At 58.8% G+C, this 22251-nt stretch carries 20 protein-coding genes and 1 tRNA gene; 16 read left to right on the plus strand and 5 right to left on the minus strand.

Translation table 11 applies throughout. The annotated features are described in order from the left end of the window. The first annotated feature begins 11 nt into the window (after positions 1–11). The 6 genes from QSK43_RS13510 to glpK all read left to right on the plus strand — a co-directional run bounded on the left by QSK43_RS13510 (position 12) and on the right by glpK (position 6542). Positions 12–1082 (plus strand): ABC transporter ATP-binding protein, encoded by a 1071-nt coding sequence (locus QSK43_RS13510; protein WP_332303851.1) that lies wholly within the window; start codon positions 12–14, stop codon positions 1080–1082. 2 nt (positions 1083–1084) lie between these two features. Next, positions 1085–1951 carry a carbohydrate ABC transporter permease gene (locus QSK43_RS13515; RefSeq protein ID WP_045016205.1) on the plus strand — a complete coding sequence of 289 codons (867 nt, stop codon included), beginning with the start codon at positions 1085–1087 and terminating at the stop codon, positions 1949–1951. Between the two features lie 81 nt (positions 1952–2032). Next, positions 2033–2878 (plus strand): carbohydrate ABC transporter permease, encoded by an 846-nt coding sequence (locus QSK43_RS13520; RefSeq protein WP_407691484.1) that lies wholly within the window; start codon positions 2033–2035, stop codon positions 2876–2878. 2 nt (positions 2879–2880) lie between these two features. Next, positions 2881–3174: a DUF2160 domain-containing protein gene (locus QSK43_RS13525; protein WP_045016210.1), complete on the plus strand. Its 294-nt coding sequence runs from the start codon at positions 2881–2883 to the stop codon at positions 3172–3174. A gap of 77 nt (positions 3175–3251) precedes the next feature. Then, entirely contained in the window at positions 3252–4973 is a 1722-nt protein-coding gene (locus tag QSK43_RS13530; protein ID WP_045016212.1) for an ABC transporter substrate-binding protein, read from the plus strand. A gap of 69 nt (positions 4974–5042) precedes the next feature. Then, positions 5043–6542, plus strand: a complete 1500-nt coding sequence (gene glpK / locus QSK43_RS13535; RefSeq protein ID WP_332303852.1) for a glycerol kinase GlpK — start codon at positions 5043–5045, stop codon at positions 6540–6542. Positions 6543–6548: 6 nt separating this feature from the next. Here the strand turns inward: glpK and QSK43_RS13540 are convergent, their stop codons facing one another. Next, positions 6549–7409, minus strand: coding sequence for a LysR family transcriptional regulator (locus tag QSK43_RS13540; RefSeq protein WP_332303853.1), 861 nt, complete (start codon positions 7407–7409; stop codon positions 6549–6551). Between the two features lie 99 nt (positions 7410–7508). On the opposite strand from QSK43_RS13540, the gene QSK43_RS13545 reads away from it, so the two are divergent. Continuing rightward, complete coding sequence (locus QSK43_RS13545) at positions 7509–8528, plus strand: bile acid:sodium symporter family protein (protein ID WP_332303854.1); 1020 nt, start codon at positions 7509–7511, stop codon at positions 8526–8528. Positions 8529–8595: 67 nt separating this feature from the next. Here the strand turns inward: QSK43_RS13545 and hspL are convergent, their stop codons facing one another. Next, complete coding sequence (gene hspL, locus QSK43_RS13550; protein WP_045016220.1) at positions 8596–9078, minus strand: heat shock protein HspL; 483 nt, start codon at positions 9076–9078, stop codon at positions 8596–8598. Positions 9079–9464: 386 nt separating this feature from the next. Between hspL and QSK43_RS13555 the strand changes: the two genes are divergently transcribed. Next, the gene (locus QSK43_RS13555) at positions 9465–10406 is read left to right on the plus strand and encodes an alpha/beta fold hydrolase (protein ID WP_045016222.1); all 942 of its coding nucleotides are present in this window, start codon (positions 9465–9467) and stop codon (positions 10404–10406) included. A 43-nt stretch (positions 10407–10449) separates the two neighbouring features. Here QSK43_RS13555 and hisN read toward each other — a convergent pair whose 3' ends face one another. Both hisN and QSK43_RS13565 read right to left on the minus strand, forming a co-directional pair. After that, entirely contained in the window at positions 10450–11226 is a 777-nt protein-coding gene (hisN, locus tag QSK43_RS13560) for a histidinol-phosphatase (RefSeq protein ID WP_332303855.1), read from the minus strand. Between the two features lie 319 nt (positions 11227–11545). Next, positions 11546–12430 (minus strand): N-formylglutamate amidohydrolase, encoded by an 885-nt coding sequence (locus QSK43_RS13565; RefSeq protein WP_045016226.1) that lies wholly within the window; start codon positions 12428–12430, stop codon positions 11546–11548. A 181-nt stretch (positions 12431–12611) separates the two neighbouring features. On the opposite strand from QSK43_RS13565, the gene cpdR reads away from it, so the two are divergent. Together cpdR and QSK43_RS13575 are read left to right on the plus strand one after the other, a co-directional pair. Beyond that, positions 12612–12974 (plus strand): cell cycle two-component system response regulator CpdR, encoded by a 363-nt coding sequence (cpdR, locus tag QSK43_RS13570; protein WP_003497910.1) that lies wholly within the window; start codon positions 12612–12614, stop codon positions 12972–12974. Positions 12975–13055: 81 nt separating this feature from the next. Next, positions 13056–13130: transfer RNA gene (locus QSK43_RS13575), tRNA-Val, on the plus strand. Positions 13131–13721: 591 nt separating this feature from the next. On the opposite strand, the gene QSK43_RS13580 is transcribed toward QSK43_RS13575, so the two are convergent. Beyond that, the gene (locus QSK43_RS13580; protein WP_332303856.1) at positions 13722–15251 is read right to left on the minus strand and encodes an MFS transporter; all 1530 of its coding nucleotides are present in this window, start codon (positions 15249–15251) and stop codon (positions 13722–13724) included. 133 nt (positions 15252–15384) lie between these two features. Between QSK43_RS13580 and QSK43_RS13585 the strand changes: the two genes are divergently transcribed. The 6 genes from QSK43_RS13585 (at position 15385) to QSK43_RS13610 (ending at position 22192) form a co-directional block, all read left to right on the plus strand. Further along, a complete protein-coding gene (locus QSK43_RS13585; protein ID WP_332303857.1) occupies positions 15385–16275 on the plus strand; it encodes a LysR family transcriptional regulator in 891 nt (296 codons plus the stop codon). Positions 16276–16561: 286 nt separating this feature from the next. Further along, positions 16562–17575 (plus strand): substrate-binding domain-containing protein, encoded by a 1014-nt coding sequence (locus tag QSK43_RS13590; protein ID WP_332303858.1) that lies wholly within the window; start codon positions 16562–16564, stop codon positions 17573–17575. A 71-nt stretch (positions 17576–17646) separates the two neighbouring features. Then, entirely contained in the window at positions 17647–19167 is a 1521-nt protein-coding gene (locus tag QSK43_RS13595) for a sugar ABC transporter ATP-binding protein (protein ID WP_332303859.1), read from the plus strand. 12 nt (positions 19168–19179) lie between these two features. Next, positions 19180–20181 (plus strand): ABC transporter permease, encoded by a 1002-nt coding sequence (locus tag QSK43_RS13600; protein ID WP_045016236.1) that lies wholly within the window; start codon positions 19180–19182, stop codon positions 20179–20181. Between the two features lie 41 nt (positions 20182–20222). Then, a complete protein-coding gene (locus tag QSK43_RS13605; protein ID WP_332303860.1) occupies positions 20223–21197 on the plus strand; it encodes a sugar-binding transcriptional regulator in 975 nt (324 codons plus the stop codon). Further along, the gene (locus tag QSK43_RS13610) at positions 21194–22192 is read left to right on the plus strand and encodes an aldo/keto reductase (RefSeq protein WP_332303861.1); all 999 of its coding nucleotides are present in this window, start codon (positions 21194–21196) and stop codon (positions 22190–22192) included. Before QSK43_RS13605 ends, QSK43_RS13610 begins: the two co-directional genes overlap by 4 nt. Positions 22193–22251: the final 59 nt, after the last annotated feature.

Here is a 22251-nt window from a genome sequence, read left to right on the forward strand (position 1 = left end):
GGAGATCGATCATGGCACGCATCACGCTCGATCACATTCGCCACGCTTATAACGCCAAGGCGCAGGCGGCCGGCGACTATGCACTGAAGGAAGTGCATCATGAATGGGAGGATGGCGGGGCCTATGCGCTGCTCGGCCCTTCCGGCTGCGGCAAGACAACGCTGCTCAACATCATTTCCGGACTGCTTCGCCCTTCCGAAGGCCGCATCGCCTTCGACGGAACCGATGTCACCGACCTTGCCACCGAAGACCGCAACATCGCCCAGGTGTTCCAGTTCCCGGTCGTCTACGACACGATGACGGTTTACGACAATCTGGCCTTTCCGCTGCGCAACCGGCATGTGCCGGAAGCCGAAGTCGACCGCCGCGTACAGGAAATTCTGGAAATGACCGATCTTTCCGGCATGGCCAAACGCCACGCGCGCGGTTTGACGGCGGACCAGAAGCAGAAGATTTCGCTGGCGCGCGGGCTGGTGCGCTCCGACGTCAATGCCATCCTCTTCGACGAGCCGCTGACGGTGATCGATCCGCATATGAAATGGGTGCTGCGTTCGCAGCTGAAGCGCCTGCACCGGCAGTCCGGTTTCACCATGGTTTATGTGACCCACGACCAGACAGAAGCGCTGACTTTCGCCGACAAGGTGGTGGTCATGTATGACGGTCAGATCGTCCAGATCGGCACGCCCGCCGAGCTTTTCGAACGGCCGGGACACACTTTCGTCGGTTATTTCATCGGTTCGCCCGGCATGAACGTGCTGCCCGCCAGCATCGATGGCGCAACCGCAATGGTCGGCGGCCTCGGCGTGCCGCTTGCCGGCATGCCGAAGGTTGACGCAAAGCAACGGATCGAGATCGGCATCCGCCCGGAATTCGTGAGGCTGGAGCGGGGCGGCATGCCGATCACCGTCGATGAGGTCGAGGATATCGGACGCCGGAAGATCGTTCGCGCCCGGTTTGCCGGCCAGAAGCTTGCGATTGTCGTTCCGGAAGAAGAGGAAATTCCGGCGGAAGCGGGTGTTCGCTTCGATCCGGCTGCCATCGGTGTCTTTGCCGATTCCTGGCGTGTGAAGATGGGGGCCTGACCATGGAAAAGAGCTGGAACAACAAGGCGTGGTTCATGGTGCTGCCGGTTCTGGTGCTGGTCGCCTTTTCCGCTGTCATTCCGCTGATGACGGTCGTGAACTATTCGGTGCAGGACACGTTCGGCAACAACCAATTCTTCTGGGCGGGAACGCAGTGGTTCCAGGAAATCCTTAGCTCCGACCGCTTCTGGAACGCACTCGGACGCAATCTGGTCTTTTCCGGTATCATATTGGCGATCGAAATTCCGCTTGGCATATTCATCGCGCTCAAGATGCCGAAATCCGGCATCGGCGTTCCGGTCTGCCTCGTCACGATGGCACTGCCGCTGCTGGTGCCATGGAATGTCGTCGGCACGATCTGGCAGGTGTTCGGCCGCAGCGATATCGGGCTGCTCGGCTATTACGCCAATCAGCTTGGGCTTGATTACAACTACGTCAATGATCCGGTCGATGCGTGGATCACGGTCGTCATCATGGACGTGTGGCACTGGACTAGCCTTGTCGTGCTCCTGTGCTACGCCAGCCTCGTCTCCATTCCCGATGCCTATTATCAGGCAGCAAGGATTGACGGCGCATCACGTTTTGCAGTGTTCCGGTTCATTCAGTTGCCGAAGATGAAGCGGGTGCTGCTGATCGCATTTCTGCTGCGCTTCATGGACAGCTTCATGATCTATACCGAACCTTTCGTCGTCACCGGCGGCGGTCCCGGCAACTCCACCACCTTCCTGTCCATCGATCTCGTCAAGGTGGCGCTCGGCCAGTTCGATTTGGGGCCTGCCGCGGCCATGTCGTTGATCTACTTCCTCATCATCCTGTTGTTGTCCTGGGTGTTCTACACCGTGATGACCAGCCACGACGCGGAGACTTGAGACATGAGCGCCTCTGATGTCACCACAAGCGTGGAACTCAACGGCATCGGCAATCCGCCGGTGAGAGCCACTTCGGCGGGAATGGCAGGCCTCGCCGCGAATTCACGGTCGCGCCGCCGACACGGGCCATCGCGCTTTTCCTGGCTGGTGCCGACGATCTATATCATCCTGCTGCTCGTGCCGATTTACTGGCTCATCAATATGAGCTTCAAGACGAACACGGAAATCGTCTCGTCGATGACGCTTTATCCGCACCAGCCGACGCTGCAGAACTACCGTACGATCTTCACCGATTCGTCTTGGTATTCGGGTTACATCAACTCGATCATCTACGTCGTCATGAACATGGTGATCTCGGTCTCGGCAGCGCTTCCGGCGGCTTATGCCTTCTCGCGCTACCGTTTTCTGGGCGATAAGCACCTGTTCTTCTGGCTGCTGACCAACCGCATGGCTCCGCCCGCCGTCTTCGCGCTTCCCTTCTTCCAGCTCTATTCGGCTTTCGGTCTCATCGACACGCACATCGCAGTTGCGCTGGCGCACTGCCTGTTCAACGTGCCGCTGGCGGTGTGGATTCTCGAAGGCTTCATGTCGGGTGTGCCAAAGGAGATCGACGAGACCGCCTATATTGACGGCTACTCCTTCCCGAAATTCTTCGTGAAGATTTTCATGCCGCTCATTGCCTCCGGCATTGGCGTCGCCTGCTTCTTCAGCTTCATGTTTTCATGGGTCGAGCTTCTGATCGCCCGTACGCTGACGACGACCGACGCCAAGCCGATTGCCGCGACGATGACGCGAACCGTTTCCGCCGCCGGCATGGACTGGGGCCTGCTGGCCGCAGCCGGTGTGCTGACGCTCATTCCGGGTGCGCTGGTGATCTGGTTCGTCCGCAATTACATCGCCAAGGGCTTTGCGCTGGGGAGGGTTTGACCATGACGAAGATGCCCGATTTTACCTGGATGGCGTGGACCTGGCAGACAGCCGCGTTTTTCGGCGCCATCGCAGTGCTGCTTATCGGCATGTGGTTCTGGGAATATTTCTCGCCCGGCGGCAATCCCCGTTTTGGCTTGCTGCGCTTTGAGACCACGCGCGGCGACCGGCTGTTCATTTCGCTGCTCGGCAGCGCTTTCATACATCTTGCATGGCTCGGGCTGGTCGGCCCGAACCTGTGGTGGGCTCTCGCTCTGTCAGCGGTCTACGCGATCGGCGTTTTCCGTTTCGTCTAGAGCAGGAAAGAAAGGTGCGGCGGAGGAAAACCGCACCCGGCAGACTTCATGCAATCGCAACCCTTGGGAGGACTGATATGCGACGGCATCTGATGACGACGACGGCAGCCATGCTGCTGGCAATGACGGGTTCCGCTTTCGCCGGAATGGAGGAGGCAAAGCAATTTCTCGACAAGGAAATCGGTGATCTTTCGTCGCTTTCACGCGGCGATCAGGAAAAGGAACTGCAATGGTTTGTCGATGCCGCGAAACCTTTCGCTGGCATGGACATCAAGGTCGTTTCCGAATCCCTGACGACGCATGAGTACGAATCCAAGGTGCTGGCCCCGGCGTTTACCGCCATCACCGGCATCAAGGTCACACACGACATCATCCAGGAAGGTGACGTCGTCGAAAAGATCCAGACCCAGATGCAGACCGGCCAGAACCTCTATGACGGCTGGGTCAACGACAGCGACCTTATCGGCACACACTGGCGTTACCAGCAGGTACGCAACCTGACAGACTTTATGGCTAATGAAGGCAAGGACGTCACCAATCCCGGCCTCGACCTCAAGGACTTCATCGGCAGCGCGTTTACGACGGCACCGGACAAGAAGCTCTATCAGCTTCCCGACCAGCAATTCGCGAACCTTTACTGGTTCCGTTACGACTGGTTCAACGACGACAAGAACAAGGCCGATTTCAAGGCCAAATACGGCTACGACCTCGGCGTTCCGGTCAACTGGTCGGCCTATGAGGATATCGCCGAATTCTTCACCGGTCGTGATGTCGGCGGCAAGAAGGTCTTTGGCCACATGGACTATGGCAAGAAGGACCCGTCGCTCGGCTGGCGCTTCACCGATGCCTGGCTTTCCATGGCCGGCAACGGCGACAAGGGCCTGCCGAACGGCCTCCCGGTCGATGAATGGGGCATCAAGGTCAACGAAAAGTCGCAGCCGGTCGGTTCCTGCGTCGCGCGTGGCGGCGATACCAACGGTCCGGCTTCGGTCTACTCCATCGAGAAATACCTCGAATGGCTGAAGAAATATGCGCCGCCGGAAGCGCAGGGCATGACCTTCTCCGAATCCGGCCCGGTGCCGGCCCAGGGCAATATCGCCCAGCAGATCTTCTGGTACACGGCCTTCACCGCCGATATGGCCAAGCCCGGCCTGCCGGTCGTGAGCGAGGACGGTTCGCCGAAATGGCGCGTCGCACCTTCCCCGCATGGCGTCTACTGGAAGGACGGCATGAAGCTCGGTTATCAGGATGTGGGTTCGTGGACGCTGATGAAGTCCACGCCCGACGACCGTGCCAAGGCCGCATGGCTTTATGCGCAGTTCGTGACCTCCAAGACCGTGGATGTGAAGAAGAGCCATGTGGGTCTCACCTTCATTCGTGACACCACCATCCACCACCAGAGCTTCACGGACCGGGCCGCCAAGCTCGGCGGCCTCATCGAGTTCTATCGCTCGCCGGCCCGTGTGCAATGGTCGCCAACCGGCACCAACGTTCCGGATTATCCGAAACTGGCGCAGCTTTGGTGGCAGGCGATCGGTGATGCATCCTCGGGTGCGAAAACCGCTCAAGCCGCGATGGACTCACTCTGCGCCGAGCAGGAAAAGGTCATGAGCCGTCTGGAACGCGCCGGTGTGCAGGGCGATATCGGCCCGAAGCTGGCGGAAGAACATGATATCGACTACTGGAACAAGGACGCCGTTTCGAAGGGCAATCTGGCGCCGCAGCTGAAGATTGCCAACGAAAAGGAAAAGCCGGTCACCGTCAATTACGACGAACTGGTCAAAAGCTGGCAGAAGTAATGTCTGCGTGAAATCTTAAACCGGGGCGGCTTTGCCGCCCCGTCATTGCGTTTGAATGGGAGTAGCATAATGGGCGGTTATATTCTGGCGATCGATCAGGGGACGACATCGACGCGGTCGATGGTCTTTGATCGCGACATGCGGGTCATTGGTGTCGGACAGCGAGAATTTCCGCAGCATTTCCCGGCCTCCGGCTGGGTGGAACACGATGCAGAAGATATCTGGAAAAGCGTGCTTGAAACGATCCGATTGGCGCTCGCCGATGCCGGCATAGCCGCTTTCGATATCGAGGCGATCGGCATCACCAACCAGCGCGAAACGACCGTGCTGTGGGACCGGAACACGGGTGAGGCCGTGCACCGGGCCGTGGTCTGGCAGGATCGCCGCGCCGCGCCGATTTGCGAGGATTTGAAACGAAGGGGGCTGGAGCCGCTCTTTTCAAAAAAGACCGGATTGCTGCTTGATCCCTATTTTTCCGGCACCAAGCTCGCATGGCTTCTCGATCGTGTCAGCGGCCTTCGCCAAAGGGCGGAAAAGGGGGAAATCTGCTTCGGCACGGTCGACAGTTTCCTTATCTATCGCCTGACAGGTGGCCGTCGCCATGTGACTGACGCCACCAATGCCTCGCGAACGCTGATTTACAATATCGAAGACAATGCCTGGGATGACGAGTTGCTGTCGATCCTCGACATTCCCCGCGCCATGCTGCCGGAGGTGCTGGATTGCGCCGCCGATTTCGGCGTCACGGACAAATCGCTTTTGGGTGCGGAAATTCCGATCCTCGGTGTGGCCGGCGATCAGCAGGCGGCGATGATCGGCAATGCCTGCTTCGAACCCGGCATGATGAAATCCACCTACGGCACCGGCTGCTTTGCGCTTCTCAATACCGGCACGGATCGCGTCGCCTCCACCAACCGGCTGCTGACGACGATTGCTTATCGCCTCGATGGCGTGACGACCTATGCGCTGGAAGGCTCGATCTTCATTGCAGGCGCTGCGGTGCAATGGCTGCGTGATGAGCTGGGCTTCATTTCGGTCGCCTCCGAAGTCAGCGCGCTTGCCGAAAAAGCCGATCCCAATCAGCGTGTCTATCTGGTCCCGGCCTTTACCGGTCTTGGCGCACCTTATTGGGATGCCGAGGCGCGTGGGGCGATTTTCGGCCTGACACGCGGCACCGGACCTGCGGAATTCGCGCGTGCGGCGCTGGAAAGCGTTGCCTATCAGACCTTCGACCTGTTGGACGCCATGCGCAACGACTGGGCGGGTGACAACGGCAAAACGGTTCTGCGGGTCGATGGCGGCATGGTTGCCTCCGACTGGACCATGCAGCGGCTGGCGAACATTCTTGCCGCACCGGTCGACCGGCCGGTATTTCTGGAAACCACCATTCTCGGTGCCGCATGGCTCGCAGCGTCGCGCGCCGGCATCTGGCCGGACCGCGAGGCCTTCGCTGCCCATTGGAAACGCGACCGTCGTTTCAATCCCGACATGGATGAGACCGAGCGGAAAAACGCCATCGCCGGCTGGCACGATAGCGTCGGCCGCTGCCTGTCGCGACGGGAAAATTGACGACGCTTATACGAAGCTGCCGGGTGCGATGCTCTTGCTGAAAACGAGATCGGAGAGGGCGCGCACCAGTTTCGCATCGGTACCCTTGCTAGGTTGAAGCACGAATTCCACATCTTCAAGCGCTGGCAATACGTCCGCCGCAATCTCCTTGAGACCGGCGGGCGCCATGCTGCGTGGTTGCACGAGGATGCCCATGCCCGCCCTTGCGGCGGCGGTCAGTCCGCTGAGGCTGCCGCAGGTGCAGACGATCCGCCATGAAAGACCGGCCCGATCCAGCGCCTCCTGCGCCGCCTTTCTGGTAATGCTCGGCGGCGGAAAGGCGATCAGCGGCAGGGCGTCTGGCTGGCTCAGCATCCGCTCCGGGTCACGCGCGAGCCACACGAGCGGTTCGCGGTAAAGAAAGTGGCCGAGCTTGTCGCCGAGCCGGCGTTTGGCGAGCACGACATCCAGTTCGCCATTATCCTGCATCTGGTAAAGAACGCCGCTGAGGGAAACCGTCAGTTCCAGATCCACCAGGGGATAGAGGCGGATGAATTCTTCCAGAATGGCGGTCAGCCGGCTGGCGACGAAATCCTCCGAAACGCCAAGCCTTAAGCGCCCGCGCAAACGGGTTTCGCTGAACAGCGAGGAGACTTTGCTGTCGATCTCCAGCATGTTGCGGGCATAACCGAGCAGCGCTTCGCCTTCGCCGGTCAGCTTCACCTGATGGGTGCTGCGCGCGATCAGCCGGCGGCCAAGTGCTGCCTCCAGCCTTTGAATATGCTGGCTGACGGTGGATTGGCCGATACCCAGCCGCTCGGCAGCCAGCGTGAAGCTGCCGGTTTGCTGAAGCATCACAAAGCTGGCAAGATGTTGAAGGTTCAGCATTTATCTGCAATCATGATAACTGTTAATCTTTGCATCCGAATTCATGATGAGCGATAGTGGTGCGCATTTCAAGCAAAACCGATGCCGGAAAGACCTCCCATGACCCGCTTCCTGCCCGACCGTTTCACCATGATGCTGGTGGCCACCGTGATTTTGGCTTCCTTTCTGCCGATCAGCGGCCAGCCTGCAGAATATTTCGGGCTTGCGACGAAACTGGCGATCGCATTGCTGTTTTTCCTCCATGGTGCGCGACTTTCGCGGGACGTGGTGATTGCCGGCATTTTGCACTGGCGCCTGCATATGGCGATCCTTCTCGTCACCTTCGGCCTTTTCCCATTACTCGGCATAGCAATCGGTTTCATTCCGGACAGCATTTTGCCGGCACCGCTTTACATGGGCGTGCTGTTTCTCTGCGTCCTGCCGTCAACGGTTCAGTCTTCAATTGCCTTTACATCCATGGCGGGCGGAAACGTGCCTGCTGCGATCTGTTCTGCCTCCGCATCGAATATTTTCGGCATGGTGCTGACCCCCTTGCTGGTCGGCCTGCTGTTTACCGTGGGTGGCCATGGCGGCGGATTTTCGATGGATGCGTTCCTGCAGATATTCCTGCAACTGCTCCTGCCCTTCATCGCGGGCCAGGTGCTGCAGCCGTGGATCGGCGACTGGATCAGGGCGCGCAAGAAATTGCTGTCTCCCGTTGATCGCGGCTCGATCCTGATGGTCGTTTATCTCGCCTTCTCCGACGCCGTGATCGAAGGCATATGGCAGACATTTTCCCTGCGAGACATCGGCGTCGTCATCGTCATCAATATTGCGCTTCTGGCGCTTGTCCTGTGTGTGACGATGTTCGGCAGCCGTGCGCTCGGTTTCAAAAAGGCGGATGAAATCACCATCACCTTCTGCGGATCGAAGAAGAGCCTTGCCAGTGGCGTGCCCATGGCGGGTGCCATCTTCGCCGGGCAGAGCATCGGCGCAATCGTGTTACCGATCATGCTTTTCCATCAGATTCAGCTGATGGTCTGCGCGGTGCTGGCCCAGCGCTACGCCCGCAAGGCCCATGAAAAGGCGGCGATATCGGAAGCGGCCGGTGCGGAAGGCGCGGTGGCATCCACCCGCTGAAGAGCGAATTTTCATCAAACAAAAACGGCCCCTTTTAAGGGGCCGTTCGTTTGACATCCGGATCGGCTTAGTTGACCTGGGCCGGCGTGATCTGGGCCTCGATCGTCTTCGGCGCATCGGCGCTGTCGGACGAGATCGCAATGCGACGCGGTTTCATGGCTTCCGGAATATTGCGGACGAGATCGATGTGAAGCAGGCCATTCTTCAGGGAAGCGGCTTGGACTTCGACATGGTCGGCAAGCTGGAAGCGGCGTTCGAAAGCGCGCGTGGCGATGCCGCGATACAGGAACTCGCCTTCGGACGACTTCTCATCTGCGGCCTTCTCGGCTTTCACCGTCAGCGTATTGGCGCGGGATTCGATGCTGAGTTCGGTTTCATCGAAACCGGCAACGGCCATGGTGATGCGATAGGCGTTTTCGCCCGTCCGCTCAATATTGTAGGGCGGATAGGATTGGGCCTGTTCGGGCTGGCCGAGGCCGTCAAGCATCGAAAAAAGACGGTCGAAACCGACGGTGGAACGATAGAGAGGGGAAAAATCGACGTGACGCATGGTGTCCTCCTTATGAAGCGACTGTTGCGGTTAATCCGGCGTCCCGTTCTGGCGACGGCCGGACATATGGCGCGGTCCCGTTCTGGCAACCGCATGAATGAGATGGGAATGGCTTGCCGCCGCGTCAAGGGGGAGCGTCGAGGGCGAAAAGGTGAAGGACAAGATGAACCATGGCTGAACGTCGGGTTCCGGCATCGTTCAGTTTGAGAGCCATAAAACTTCGGTCATCGGAGACATTCTCCGTGGGCAGAAGCAATAACGTCCCTTCTTCTTCTGTCTTATTCGCCGGAACCGCGACTGCTTTAACCGACGGTTCCGGCAATTTTTTCTTTGACCTTCGCTCGCCGCCGACCTATCCCGAGAAGGCATGAAAGCCGGAAAGACCGATGATCGAAGCCACATTGCGCGAGAGCGAAGACAACCCGGTTCCCGGCAACCATACCGTTGGTTATTTCGCCGGTCATGGCGGCAAACAGCTTCGATATGCAATCTTCCGCGCCAGCCGACATATTGCACGCGGAACCGTGGTTCTGCTGCACGGTCGAAACGAATGTATCGAGAAATATTTCGAAACCATCAACGATCTGACGGCCATGGGTTTCTGGGTCGCGACCTTCGACACGCGCGGGCAGGGCGGCTCCGAAAGGTTGCAGAAGAAGCCAGGCGCCGGGCATGTGCGGCGCTTTTCCGACTACCAGCACGATATAAGTCTCTTTCTCGAGCAGGTGGTGCTGCCGGATACGCGGCTGCCGTTCTTCATGATCGCGCATTCCACCGGCGCGCTGGCAGCGCTTGCCGCAGCACCCAGCCTGTCGAACAGGATTGACCGGCTGGCGCTTTGTTCGCCCTTTATCGAGCTGGACAGCCAGCAATCCGTTCCTTCGCCCGTCATTCGGCTGGTCGCGACCCTCTTAAGCCTCGTGGGTCTTGGAAAAACTCAGCTTGGCAAGGATCAGCGCGAACGGGATTTTGACGGCAACCCGCTGACCTCGGACGCCAGGCGTTTTGCCAGGAACCTCTCGCTGCACCGGCAATATCCGGAACTGTTCATCGGTGCACCCACGGCCCGATGGGTCTATGAGGCGCTGAAGGCCATGGGGCGGGTAACGCGTCAGGACCATCTGACGAATATAACCATTCCAACCCTCATTCTGGCGCCGATGCTGGATACGATCACGCCCTACAAGGCGCAGGAAGAACTGTCGCGCAATTTCCGGGCGGCCCAGCTTCTTTCCGTGACCGGCGCGCGCCACGAATTGCTGCATGAGCGCGATGTTTTCCGCAAACAGGCGTTGGCGGCCATCGACGCCTTTTTCGCGCCGGAATGATGCGGGGATGGCGCGGTTGCGCCATACACCTTCAGCGTGCCATCTATAGTTTAGAGAGAATGGCGAGTGCCTGTTCGTGCACTGCTTTGGAACCTGCAGCCAGAATGCGGCCGCCATTTTCCGGACGCCCCCCATCCCAGGTGGTGATGATGCCGCCGGCCTGCTCGATCACCGGAATGAGCGCGCCGACATCGTAGGGCTTCAGGCCGGACTCGATCACCAGATCGACATGGCCGGCGGCGAGCAGGCAATAAGCGTAACAATCCACGCCATAACGGAAAAGGCGGACCTGATCCTCTACCTTTTCGTAAAAGGGCTTTTCTTCTTCGGTGAAGATATGAGGGGTCGTGGTGAACAGCACCGCATCCGATAGCGAAGCGCAGTCGCGCGTATGGATCTTGCGCTCGCCGTCGGGTCCGAAATACCAGGCGGCTTTGCCGTCGGCGAAATATCGCTCTCTGGTGAAGGGCTGATCCATGATGCCCATTGTGGCGCGGCCGGCCGACTGGAAGCCGATCAGCGTGCCCCAGACCGGCACGCCGGAAATGAAGGCGCGTGTGCCGTCGATCGGGTCGATAACCCAGATATGTTCGCGGTCGAGACCAATGTTGCCGTGCTCTTCGCCAAGAATGCCGTGCTGCGGGAAATGCGCCTCGATGAGGGCGCGAATGGCGCTTTCCGCTGCCTGATCGCCCTCCGTTACCGGATCGTAGCCGCCGTCCTGCTTGTTGGTGACGGCAATGCCCGTGCGGAAGCGGGGAAGCGTTTCAGCGCTGGCTGCATCGGCAAGTTTGAAGAAGAAATCCCGGTCGGGCAGCATGCGAAACCTCATTGCCTGAATTAGTGAGCCTGAATTGTTTGGCGAATGCATAGACCGGAATCACATCCGCCGTCCACTCGTACCAATTGGCATCGTGGTCGTTTCCATATTTTCAGCAAAAGCCTAAAAAATATGCATAAAATAAAATGATTGACAATTGTGCATATAATGCATAATGTGACCCTGCAGTCTTTGACTGTAAATACCCTCCTTGGGTGTTTCCTCCCTAGACTTGACCGCGCTAAGGCGCGGTTTTTTTTGTCCGGAACGTGGCCATGCGGTCTCGAGAGAGATCTGAAATATCCGGGAATTTGAGGCGTTATTCGGCGGCGAGCGAGGTTTCTATCGCGTATTCCGAAACGAAGGCGCCAAGCTGGCGCATGAAGATTTCAAGCGACGCCTGAATGGCCGGAAAGTCGGCTTTCTTCGAAAGCGTCTTTTCATCGACGTAAAGCGCCCGGTTGACCTCGATCTGCAGCGCGTGGAGGGAGCGGATCGGCCGCCCGTAATGTTCGGTGATGAAGCCGCCGGCATAGGGCTTGTTGCAGACCGCGACGAAACCCAGCTCTTCGAGGAAATGCAGGGCGGCGCGGGAGACTTCCTGGGAAGCGCTGGTACCGTAACGATCGCCGATAATCACATCCGGCCGCAGATTCGAGCCGGCGACGCGAATATTGCCCGGCATCGAATGGCAATCGATCAGCACCGCCATGCCGAAATTGGCATGGGTGCGGGAAAGCAGCCGGCGCAGGCAGGCGTGGTAAGGTTTGTAAATCGTCTCGATCCGCGCCAGCGCCTCGTCGACGGGCAGCCGGTGGGCATAGATATCCATATTCTCGGCGACGATGCGCGGCACGGTGCCGAGGCCGCCGGCAACCCGCATCGAGCCGATATTGGCATAGGGCGGCAGAGTGCCTTCAAACATGCGCGGATCAAGCTCGTAAGGCTCGCGATTGACGTCGAGATAGGCGCGCGGAAAATTGGCTTTCAGCAGCGGTGCGCCGATCTCGGGTGCTGCGGCAAACAGCTCATCGACGAAGTGATCTTCCGAGCGCCTGATTTCGTGCGAATCGAGCCGCGCCGATTCCAGAAAGGAAATGGGATAACAGCGGCCGCTATGGGGGGAATTATAGACGAATGGCAGGGTTTGAACGGCCGGCTCCGTTACTTCGAACAGCTCGTATTCACCCGTTATCCAGTCCATTCAAGCCCATTTACCATGTCGCAAACAATCAGGATGTTCATGTTGCCAGTTACAGTGCGGCAAGTCCATACTATCGCCCATGCAGCGCTATACCGATTCTTATCTTCACATGATATTTACCGTGAAAATCCTATAATCGGGCTAGGGTATCTCAAACATTGAGCAGTTACGGTCACTTATGATGAATCAGAAAATTCTTCTCGCGGAAGACGACAACGATATGCGCCGCTTTCTCGTCAAGGCGCTGGAAAAAGCCGGTTACAAGGTTTCTTCCTTCGACAATGGCGCCAGCGCCTATGATCGGCTTCGAGAGGAGCCCTTTTCGCTGTTGCTGACCGATATCGTCATGCCGGAAATGGATGGCATCGAGCTGGCACGGCGTGCGACCGAACTCGATCCCGACCTGAAAGTGATGTTCATCACCGGCTTTGCAGCCGTCGCGCTGAACGCCGATTCGAAGGCTCCGAAGGACGCCAAGGTGCTTTCCAAGCCGTTCCATCTGCGCGATCTGGTGGATGAGGTCAACAAACTCCTTGTGGCGTAAGGGGTCTCGAAAAACCTTCACAAAACCGAAAAAAAGCAGTTGACGCATGAACAGGTTTTGTGGTCTATCCGCCGCCACGGAGGGCGTGTAGCTCAGCGGGAGAGCACTACGTTGACATCGTAGGGGTCACAGGTTCAATCCCTGTCACGCCCACCATCCGGTTTTCCTGACTTGTCAGGCGTTTGCGAGGTTGACGATACAACCCGCCTTTCTCCCTCCTTTATTTGACGCCTGACTCAAGAAATCATTTTTTTGCGTTCGGTACGGCATCGATTAGACAAACTCCTGAATTGAAAGAACATCTGGCCCGAGACGAGGAGGTGACTACCGATGAGTAACAGGTCGTTTTGGATATGGCTGTCGATGCTCGCAATACCGGTTTTCATCCTGATCGCGGCCCAGGTGGATACAAATTCTGCACCCTCGATCGGTGGCGGAGGTTATGACCTCGGGCCGTTCTTATATTCCTGGCTGTTGATCATTGTCACAGTTCTCTGGTCGCTTTGTGCTCTCGCGGCTGCAATAGTCTACCGAGACCGGATATCCTCGATACGAGCACTTGGATTAACGGCTATCGGACTTGTCACTTTCGCTGGCGTACTTCTTTTTTATCGAGAAAATCTTTTCTAAAATTATTGTAGTCGGGAGCAACATTGCTCCCGCCTATGTCGAGGCTGGATTTGTCAGGTTCAAACCCGCGAACGCCGGCAAGGGCGATCCGGGTTTGACGCCATCCAACGGCTCGGTCTATCTCGGAACCTCTGTCTGTTGCCCAGCCTCACCGGCGACCCCGGCTTCATCCGGCAGGAGGATGAGGATCGCGATCGCGCATAGTGTCGTTACCGCTGCGAGCCACCAGCAAAGCGTTGAAAACGCGGTCTGGTAGGCATCCTGTAAGACATTGTTCCCGATGTGGGATGACATTGCCGCTGCTCCTGCCAGGTCTCCGACTGCCAGACGCTGCCCTGTCTGGTTCAAAAGAGATGTAGAAAGAGGAGCGAGCCGACCGAGCGATGCCGAGATCAATGTTGACAGAGCAGCGCTGACGATTGCAAGCGCGATGCCTTCACCGGCGACCCGGACGGTGCTGAATATGCCGGTTGCCATTCCCGCACGTTCCACCGGCACGACGCTGACAGACAGGCCGTCCATCAGGCCCCAGGGCAAGCCTGCTCCTATACCGATGACGAGCATGGGCAGAACGATCATGCTGCCATCTTCCGCGGTGAAGCCGGAAAGCCAGACGAGGCCAGCGGCGGCGATCAATAGGCCAATACCGGAGAGCGTGCCCGGTGAAACATGACGCGCCAGCATTGTCGTCACTATAGGCACCACAAGCATGGGAGCCGACAGCCCCAACATGATGAACCCTGCTCCAATCGGCCCATGTTGCTCGATGCCGATCAGGCGCAACGGAATGACGACCAGAAGAACGACGAAGCAGGCGCAGGTGGCGATCGGTAATAATTGCACGCCCACGAAGCGCGGATAGCGAAACAGCGAGAGATCCAGCATCGGTCGGATGGCCCGCATTTCGATCACAATGAAGGCTGCGAGTGAAATCACGAACCCTGCGCTGAAAGCGATGATGCTAGCGGGGCCGAGAACCGGCAGTTCGATCATCGCGACGGTGAAGAGGGTAAGTGTGAGGGTAAAGCTTGCGGCGCCCAGCCAGTCGAGTTCCGCCGCATCGGGATCCTTCGTTTCGCGCATCCGTGGCGGGCCGAGGATCAAGGCGAGGAGGCCAATCAGACCGCCAGCGAGGAATATCGCCCGCCATCCGACTGTTTCGAGCACCAAGCCCGTCAGCAACGGGCCGGATGCAAGGCCGATGCCGAAGGTGGTTCCGAGCAATCCGAACGCTCGCGTCCTTGCATGGCCGTCAAATTCCTGCGCAAGCGCGGCCGTTCCTCCGGCTAGGGCGGCGGCGGCGCCCACGCCCTGGCCGGCACGCAACAGATCAATGACCCAGACCGAAGGCGCCAACCCAAGGGCGAAGGAAAATCCGGAAAACAGTGCAAGGCCAATCAAAAACACACGTCTTCTGCCATATCGATCGGCCAATGCGCCGGCCGCCATCAGAAGGCTTCCGAAAGCCAGCATGAAGGCATTGGTGATCCAGGTGAGAGATTCCGGCGATCCGCCAAGGTCCTGGCCAATCGCCGGTGTGGCAACCGCGCCGGCGGAGAAGTTTAAAGGAAGGGTCAAGGCGGCAAGACATACCGCCGCCAATACCGAATTTCGGCTGGCGACTGGCCTTTGAGGGGTGTCGATCATGAAAGCTCCAATGGTGACGACGTGCCGCGACACTCAGGTCGCGCATCTGGCTGCATTCTCATCAACCGATCTGAATTCGATAATCGGCCTCATGGGCCTTTCATTGCGGATCATAATTCTCTAATCATTGGTCATGGATAAGCTGAGCGAGATCGCTGCCTTTGTCCGGGTTGCCGAAAGGCTGAATTTTGCCAAGGCCGGGCAGAGCCTGGGACTTTCACCTTCCGCCGTTGGGAAAAGTGTCGCCCGGCTGGAGATGTCTCTGGGTGTGCGGCTGTTCAACCGCACTACACGACAGGTCTCATTGACCAATGAAGGGGCAATGCTGTTTGAGCGCTATCGGGCCATACTGACCGATCTGCGCGATGCCCATGAGGCGGTCACGGATAATCTGGCTTTGCCGCGCGGCAGTCTGCGCGTGACGCTTCCAACAATCGGATACCGCTTTCTGCTGCCGATCCTGCCCGAATTTCGACGACGTTATCCTGACATCGATCTGGAACTCGACTTCAACGACAGACGCGTCGATCTGATCGAAGGTGGTTTTGATGCGGCGATCCGCAGCGGCGAACTCGACGATTCCAGCCTGATGGCGCGACGTCTCGGGCCGTTTCGGTTCGTTTTGTGCGCGTCGCCAGACTATTTTCAACGAATGGGCACGCCCCTGCACCCCGACCAGTTGCCAAAGCATGAAGCATTGCGCTTCCGCTTCCCCACCTCCGGCAGGTTTCAGGACTGGCTGCTGGAAAATGGCGACAATCCCTTGTCGAACATGCGCGTCGCTCTGACCTGCGGCAATATGGAGGCGATACGGGCGGCGGCGATCGACGGGTTGGGTCTTGCTTATATGCCCGATTTTCTGGCGACGGACGCTGTCCGTGACGGTTTGCTCAAGACAGTGCTGAACGAACATCTTGCCGCACCGGGGCAGTTCTCGATACTTTGGCCGTCAGCGCGCTTCATGACGCCACGGCTGCGCGCTTTCGTCGATTTTGCGGCCGAAAAGCTGTTCGTCGAAACCTGACGAACGAGGTCGTTCGTTAAGCGCCGCCCGTCACCTGCGAGACCTGGTGTCATCGCGTTCATGCGGGACACGCATCTCTCGTTCATCTGTCTTAAGCAACCGCAATGACCGCTGATGCCACAGCTTATCGGACTGTCACGCAAATATCCGCAATAAATTTCACCATGAAAAATAAAATGCAAAACGCATTGACGTGCGTTCTGTTTGCCGGTATCTCAAACGTCATGCAATAAATTACACCGAATAAAATTTATTGCGCCTAAGTCATTATCCTTGGGAGGGGAATATGCTGGCTTTTCTGAAATCGACCGTTGCTGCGGGTGTTTTAGCCGTGGCTGTTTCCGCTGGCGCTGGCTCTCAGGCCGCTGCTGCGGGCAAATTCGCCTGCGAACCGGGCGAGACCTATGTGATGAACGTGATGGTTTCCAGCCACCCCTATTGGGTGCCGGTCTTCGAAGGTTTCAAGCAGGCCGCAAAGGCGCTCGGCTGCGAGGCCGTTTTCACAGGCACGCCTGAATATGACATCACCAAGCAGATCGCTTCCTTCGAGCAGGAGCTGGTGAAGAAGCCGAAAGGCATACTTCTCCATCCGATGCAGGCCGATCCCTTTATCGAGCCGATCAACAAGGCGATCGGCTCCGGCGTTTCGGTAACGACTTTTGCAGCGGATTCGCCGAAGTCGAAACGCACTGCCTACATCACCTCGGACAACGTGGCGGAGGCGAAATTTGCGGCTGACGAGATCGTCAAGAAGCTGGGCGAGAAGGGTGAATATGCCGTTCTCGAAAATCCGGGCCAGAGCAACCATGATCTGCGTGTCACCGCGCTCATCGATTATATGGGGCGCACCTATCCGGAGATGAAACTGGTCGGCCGCCAGGCGACCAACCAGGATGCGAACGTCGCCTATCAGGCAGTCGGGGCGATGCTGCAGGCCAACCCCAATCTCGGCGCATTGTGGATCCCGGAAGCCGGCTCAGCTGAAGGCGCGACGACAGCTGTTCTCGAGGCGAAAAAGAAGGTCCTGATCCTGCATGCGGATATCACCCCGGCCACGCTGGAACATATCAAGCAGGGCAATATCTACATGTCCGTCAATCCCAATCAGGGTGTTCAGGGCTTCATGGGTTTCATGAATACCTTTCTGGGTGCCCATTCGGATTTGATCGACCCGTTCAACGACTACAAGGTGTCCGGCTTCAACCCGATGCAGGTCCCTTCGATGGACAATGGTTTCGCGGTGATCACCAAGGCGAACGCCGCTTCCTTTGATCTCAACGAATATATGAAGGGGCGCTAACGCGCCGCCCTGAAACCGGCGAGGTTTACGCCTCGCCGGATAAAGGGAAAGCAGGTTCGGGAGGAGGCGTTATGGACGAGGTCATCCTCAGCATGACGAATATTCACAAGGCGTTCGGCCCCGTGCAGGCGTTGCGCAGTGCTGCTTTTGAGTTGCGGCGTGGCGAAATCCACGCGCTGGCGGGTGAAAACGGCGCCGGCAAGTCAACGCTGATGCATATTATCGATGGTATTCTGCAGCCTGATGGCGGGGAAATCCTGTTGGACGGCAAGCCGGTGCGGATTTCCTCGCCCAATGCGGCAAATCGGCTCGGTATCGGTTTCGTTCATCAGGAGATCGCGCTTTGCCCGGAAATTTCGGTTGCCGAAAACATGTTCATGTCGGAGACCGGCCGGAGCCGATCCTGGTTCATGAATTATCGCGATCTTGGCAAGCGGGCAGCAACCATCCTGCGGGAAATCGGCGATATCGATCCTGCCAGCCGTGCCGGCGATCTGTCGATTTCGCAGCAGCAGATCGTTGAGATAGCCAAGGCGCTGACGCTCGATTGCCGTATTCTGATCCTGGATGAGCCGACAGCGGCTTTAACCGAGACCGAGGCCCAGATCCTTTTCCGGATCATGCACCGGCTGGCGGAACGCGGGATTGCGATCATCTATATCTCGCACCGCATGGCGGAGATTTTCGAACATTGCGACCGCATCACGGTGATGCGCGACGGCTGCCACATCAGGACAGCGAATATTGCGGAGATTTCTCCGGAGGAGGTCGTCAACAGCATGGTGGGCCGGGTGCTCGACAAGCTCTACCCGCCGAAACTTGCGGAAGACGAAAAATCGGATGAGGTCATTCTCTCGGTTCGCGGACTGAATGAAGGAAAGCGTGTTTTCGACGTCGATTTCGATTTGCGCCGGGGTGAAATCCTTGGGCTTGCCGGTCTGATCGGCGCGGGGCGAAGCGAGATCGCGCGGGCTATCTGCCGGCTGGAGGGAAAACCAAGGGGCGAGATCGCGCTGCGTGGCAGGCCGCTGCGGCTCAGAGATTATCGCGACAGCATCCGCGAGGGGCTGGTCTATCTGTCGGAGGACCGGAAGGGAGACGGGCTGTTTCTCAACATGTCCATCGCCGCGAACGTATCCGCGCTCGATGTCGGCAGAATATCGAACGGCATGGGCTTCATCGAGCGGCGCAAGGAAATGAAGCGCGCCGACGAGTTGGGACGCCGGTTGAAATTGCGGGCGAACAGCGTAGGCGACACTGTCTCGACCTTAAGCGGCGGCAACCAGCAGAAGGTGGCGCTGGCGAAGATGCTGTCAGTGGAACCCGAAGTCGTCTTTCTCGACGAGCCGACACGCGGGGTGGATGTGGGCGCGAAGGCCGAAATCCACCGTCAGATCCGGGAACTGGCGCGCGAGGGTGTCGGCGTGGTCGTCATATCCTCGGAGCTGCCGGAACTCATCGGCGTCAGCGACCGTGTGCTGGTCGTGCGCGAAGGGCGCATTACCGGCGAGGTCGAGGGTGAGGATATGACGGAAGAAAAGATCATGCAGCTTGCATCGATCAATATTGTAGAGAGCCCGGCGGGGGCCTGAGGGAGCGGAAAAATGGCAACATCGGAAACACCTTCAAGCGTCGCAGAAGTGGCGGTTCGCCGCACCGGCTGGTGGGAACCGGCGCTCAAGGCACGGGAAACCGGGCTTATCGTCATCATCCTCGCGCTTTTTGCGGTGATGTCCTTCATATCCCCGTATTTTCTGACCGTAGACAATCTGCGGGCGATGGCCATGGTCTTCGCCATCGAAAGCATTGTCGTGGTCGGCATGACGATCCTCCTGATCTCCGGCGGCATCGATCTTTCTGTCGGTTCCGTCACGGCGCTTGCGATGGTGGCGGCCGGCTGGCTGTTCCTCAATGGCGTCGATCCCTGGGTCGCGGCCGGATTGGCGATCTGCCTTACGACATTGGTCGGCATGGCCATGGGATTCCTGACTACAGTCATCGGCCTGCACCATTTCATCGTGTCGCTGGGCGTCATGGTGATTGCGCGCGGTGTTTGCCTTCTGGCAACGGGCGGCCGGCCGCTCGGTCTGTACTCCCTGCCGCCGGAGTTCAAATTCATCGGGCAGGGCGCGCTTGGCGGCATTCCGCTGGTGCTGATCATATTCGCGGTGGTGGTCGTTTGCTTCGATCTGCTGCTGCGGCGCACGACCGCATTCCGTAAGGTATTCTATACCGGCAGCAATCCGAAGGCGGCGGCCTATTCCGGTATCCGCGTCGGCCGGGTGATGTTTGCCACCACCACGCTTTGTTCGATGCTGTGCGGTGTTGCGGGCGTGATCTACATGGCTCGTTTCGGGTCGGCCCAGCCGAGCTTCGGGGTTGGCATGGAACTTAATGTCATCGCGGCGGCGGTCATTGGCGGCGCCAGCCTTTCGGGCGGTTCGGGCACCATTCTTGGCGCGATCCTCGGGGCGATCCTTCTGTCGGTCGTCTCCAGTTCGCTTGCCTTGCTCAACGTGTCTGTCTACTGGCAGGACATTATCAGGGGAAGCATATTGCTGACTGCGGTTCTGTTCGACCACTATCTGGTCAGGCGTCGCCGCTGAGCGCCCGTCGAGCGCCCATGGGCAAGTGGAGAGATACGATCATGCTGGATACCAAGGACGACTTCGATCAACAGAGACAGATGTACTCCGTCCTGGTGTTGCATTTTATCGAGGGCGTGAAGCAGTCGGAGATCGCCGAGCGGCTCAATCTTTCCCACACCAAGGTGAACCGCATGATTGCGGCGGGCCGCAAGGCGGGCATGGTGAAGATCACCATCGCCAGTCCCTATCAAAGGCTGGTGGATCTCGAAAACGAGATCACTCGCCGCTTTGGCCTCAGGCAGTCGGTGGTGACGCCAACGGTCTCCGACAATCCGGAAACCGCGTTGCAGATGGTCGGGCGGGTGGCCGCCAACCACTTGCTGGAAACCATTCGCGACGGCGACGTGATTGCGATTACGGGCGGCAAGGCGGTAAGCGCGGTCGTCGACAATCTGGAGGCGGAGCGCCGCTTCGATGTGCGGGTGGTGCCGCTGACCGGCGGCGTGCAGGGCAAGCACTATACGGATGTGAACCATCTCGCCACCCAGCTCGCGGAAAAGCTCGGCGGCAGTGCGTCACTTATTCACGCGCCGCTGTTTGCCGAGGACGAGGAACAACGCGACCTCCTGATGAACGTCGCGTCGATCCGCGAAGTGTTCGATCTGGCCCGGCAGGCACAGGTGGCGCTGGTCGGCATCGGTTCCGTGGAGGCGCCCGGCTCCGGATATTACGATCTCCTGCCGGATGCGGCGCGGGGCGGGCAGGCGCTGGTGGATGCGGGCATCGCCGGCGAATTTCTCGCCCATCTCACCACGGCGGATGGGCAGCTGGCGCGGATCGATCTCAACTCGCGTGTGGTGGCGCTGGACCCTAGGCAGCTTGCCCGGTGCCCGAACATCATCGGCGTGGCGGCCGGGGCCATCAAGGCCGGACCGGTAGCGGCTACGCTCGCAGGCCGCTATCTGACCTCGCTCGTCGTGGACGAGGTGATCGCCGGTTATTTACTGGATCAAGAAGAAGGGAAAACTTCGTGACGGACAACGCTATATTGACCCGGACGATCGGCGGCAGCGGTATTAGCGCATCGGCCGTAGGGTTAGGGACCTGGGCCATCGGCGGGTGGATGTGGGGCGGCACCGACGAGCGGCAATCCATCGCCGCCATTCAGGCCTCTCTCGATGCCGGCATTTCCCTGATCGACACCGCGCCAGCCTATGGCATGGGACTTGCGGAAACCATCGTCGGTAAGGCGATTGCCGGCAGGCGCGACAAGGTAGTGCTGGTCAGCAAATGCGGGCTTGTCTGGCATGTGAACGAAGGTGCCTATTTCTTCCATCAGGACGGCAAGCCCGTTCACCGTTATCTCGGCGCCGCTTCGATCCGGCATGAGGTCGAAGAGAGCCTGAAGCGGCTCGGAACCGACTACATCGACCACTACGTTACCCATTGGCAGGACGCCACGACGCCAGTCGCCGAGACGGTGGAGGCGCTTGTGCGTCTGAAGGATGAGGGCAAGCTCCGCTCGATCGGTGCCAGCAACCTCTCACCGGGCGATCTTGCGGCCTATATCGAAACCGGTGCGCTGGATGCCATTCAGGAAGAATATTCCATGGTGAAGCGTGATATCGAGACGACGCTCCTGCCACTTTGCCGACAGAACGCCGTTTCGGTCCTCAGCTACTCTTCGCTGGCGCTCGGTCTTCTATCCGGCAAGGTCGGGCCTGAACGGGTTTTTGCAGAGGACGATCAGCGCCACGGCAATCCGCGTTTCAGCCTGGCGAACCGCGAGAAGATCGCGCGGCTGATGCAGGCACTGGAACCGGTGGCAGCGGCTCATGGCGCCTCTGTCGCGCAGGCGGTGATTGCCTGGACGATAGTCCAGCCCGGTATAACATTCTCGCTTTGCGGAGCACGCGATCCGGCTCAGGCGGTTGAAAATGCCGCGGCCGCCCGCCTGCGCCTTACGGAAAGCGAATTGGCTCTCATTAGCGCCGGCGTTGCCGGGCATCTCGTGGGGCTCGATGCGTAAAACATGTAGCTGAGACGGGGCTTCCGGCGAATAGCGGGTAGTTTTCGCCACCCCTCTCT

The sequence above is a fragment of the Rhizobium sp. GR12 genome, assembly GCF_036596185.1.
GTDB lineage: Bacteria > Pseudomonadota > Alphaproteobacteria > Rhizobiales > Rhizobiaceae > Agrobacterium > Agrobacterium nepotum.

Coding starts and splice junctions, on each gene's coding strand:
- QSK43_RS13510 (WP_332303851.1), top strand. CDS start 12: ATGGCACGCATCACGCTCGATCACATTCGCCACGCTTATAACGCCAAG.
- QSK43_RS13515 (WP_045016205.1), top strand. CDS start 1,085: ATGGAAAAGAGCTGGAACAACAAGGCGTGGTTCATGGTGCTGCCGGTT.
- QSK43_RS13520 (WP_407691484.1), top strand. CDS start 2,033: ATGGCAGGCCTCGCCGCGAATTCACGGTCGCGCCGCCGACACGGGCCA.
- QSK43_RS13525 (WP_045016210.1), top strand. CDS start 2,881: ATGACGAAGATGCCCGATTTTACCTGGATGGCGTGGACCTGGCAGACA.
- QSK43_RS13530 (WP_045016212.1), top strand. CDS start 3,252: ATGCGACGGCATCTGATGACGACGACGGCAGCCATGCTGCTGGCAATG.
- glpK (WP_332303852.1), top strand. CDS start 5,043: ATGGGCGGTTATATTCTGGCGATCGATCAGGGGACGACATCGACGCGG.
- QSK43_RS13540 (WP_332303853.1), bottom strand. CDS start 7,409: ATGCTGAACCTTCAACATCTTGCCAGCTTTGTGATGCTTCAGCAAACC.
- QSK43_RS13545 (WP_332303854.1), top strand. CDS start 7,509: ATGACCCGCTTCCTGCCCGACCGTTTCACCATGATGCTGGTGGCCACC.
- hspL (WP_045016220.1), bottom strand. CDS start 9,078: ATGCGTCACGTCGATTTTTCCCCTCTCTATCGTTCCACCGTCGGTTTC.
- QSK43_RS13555 (WP_045016222.1), top strand. CDS start 9,465: ATGATCGAAGCCACATTGCGCGAGAGCGAAGACAACCCGGTTCCCGGC.
- hisN (WP_332303855.1), bottom strand. CDS start 11,226: ATGCTGCCCGACCGGGATTTCTTCTTCAAACTTGCCGATGCAGCCAGC.
- QSK43_RS13565 (WP_045016226.1), bottom strand. CDS start 12,430: ATGGACTGGATAACGGGTGAATACGAGCTGTTCGAAGTAACGGAGCCG.
- cpdR (WP_003497910.1), top strand. CDS start 12,612: ATGAATCAGAAAATTCTTCTCGCGGAAGACGACAACGATATGCGCCGC.
- QSK43_RS13580 (WP_332303856.1), bottom strand. CDS start 15,251: ATGATCGACACCCCTCAAAGGCCAGTCGCCAGCCGAAATTCGGTATTG.
- QSK43_RS13585 (WP_332303857.1), top strand. CDS start 15,385: ATGGATAAGCTGAGCGAGATCGCTGCCTTTGTCCGGGTTGCCGAAAGG.
- QSK43_RS13590 (WP_332303858.1), top strand. CDS start 16,562: ATGCTGGCTTTTCTGAAATCGACCGTTGCTGCGGGTGTTTTAGCCGTG.
- QSK43_RS13595 (WP_332303859.1), top strand. CDS start 17,647: ATGGACGAGGTCATCCTCAGCATGACGAATATTCACAAGGCGTTCGGC.
- QSK43_RS13600 (WP_045016236.1), top strand. CDS start 19,180: ATGGCAACATCGGAAACACCTTCAAGCGTCGCAGAAGTGGCGGTTCGC.
- QSK43_RS13605 (WP_332303860.1), top strand. CDS start 20,223: ATGCTGGATACCAAGGACGACTTCGATCAACAGAGACAGATGTACTCC.